Origin of the sequence: Mycoplasma collis ATCC 35278, assembly GCF_000701825.1 — a bacterium.
In the GTDB taxonomy this organism is placed as follows: domain Bacteria; phylum Bacillota_I; class Bacilli_A; order Mycoplasmatales; family Metamycoplasmataceae; genus Mesomycoplasma_A; species Mesomycoplasma_A collis.
The window spans coordinates 1-1,512 of record NZ_JNJY01000036.1 but is presented as its reverse complement, the minus strand read 5'-3'; the positions used below and the strand labels follow the sequence as shown (position 1 = coordinate 1,512).

The window sequence follows — 1,512 nt, the reverse complement described above, 5'->3', positions numbered from 1 at the left end:
TTGATATAACACACACACATTTGATACTGGTGAATTTGCAAAAAATATTTTTGATAAAGTTTGAAAAATAAATAATGAAAGTGATTTAGATTATTGAATTGATGAATTAGATGTAAAATTTACAAATTCTGAAAATTGATTTGTTCCAGGAGAAGTTTCAGTACCATATTTTCCTTATGACGAACCAGTTAATACATTTAATAATCAATATTTTGTAAACACACCTTCTATTTTAAAAAATATAAAAGCAGATTTAAGAAATAAAATAAAAGCACAATATAATAAAATAGCAAAAGCAATCAAAGAAGAACAATCAATTATTACAAAATTTAATATTGAAAATTTAAAAATTAATGTGAATTTTCATATGGTTAATAAGCAAGAACATTATTTTTTATCTAAAATTGATAAATTTAAAATTAATATTTCCTTTGATTTTAAATATGAATTTAAACATATTTCAAATGCGATTGAAAATTTTCATAATAAAATAAAAGATAAATTAAATTCAGAATTTATTGATTTAGATAGTTTTAAAACTATTGACATAAAAAATCCTTTTGAAACCGATTTATTTAGTTCTGAAAATTTAAATAATAGCAATATCAAATCTTTAATAAACACAAAAAATAATATAATTATAAATTACTTAAAAAATGAATATCAAAAACATGAATTAAGTAAATTAATTAATTTAAATTTTAAAATAACAGAAAATAATAAAGAAAAGCAATATGATATTGAATATTCTTATTATTACAAAAATCAAACTGTTCCAAAAATTTTAGGTTCAATAAAATATCAAGGGGATAACACGAAATATAAAAATCAACTAACAACAGAAGCAAAAAAAAGACTTAAATTTACTTCAGGCGTTTACATAGATAAAAGTGATAGAAATAAATATAAAATTGAAGAATTTGAAACACCAGAAGAAAAAAATAATATTTCATATTTCAATACTTTTCCAATAGTTGAGTTTGTAAGTTCAACAACTAAAAATGAAGTTTTATTTATTAATGATGAACCAGTCCCAGCTTTTGATAATGTTTTTAGACTTGAATTAAAAGATAACAAAATTGATAAAAAAAATCAATCTATTTGAAATAAATATTTGCAAGCACAAGAAAATTATTTATCAAACCGTAATACAAATAATAAAACTGCATTTGAAAATGCTAAAAAAAATTGAGATAAATTAAACACTTATAAAATAGAAGTAAAAGAATTTGATAGTGAAAATAAAAAATTTACAACAACTTATACTAAAACAATTGTAATAAATTCGCAACTGGATGAATTTATAGAAATTAAATTTTATGCTTGAGATCCAAATAAATTTCCAGAACAAAAAGAAATAATAAATGAATATTTAAAAGATAGTGATGATAAATTTATTTTAAATGATAATAATGAAAAAATACCTAATTTTAAATATAACAAATTTGTAAATCCTAAAACCGGTACAAATCCTGAAATTATTGTACTTGATTATTATAACAATGTTGAAAA

The 1,512-nt window shown here is 19.4% G+C and carries 1 protein-coding gene; it reads left to right on the top strand.

Going from position 1 to position 1,512, the window contains the following annotated elements; translation table 4 throughout:
- The coding region (locus T403_RS04560) for a hypothetical protein (RefSeq protein WP_033161518.1) at positions 1-1,512 on the top strand (1,512 nt) is incomplete at both ends.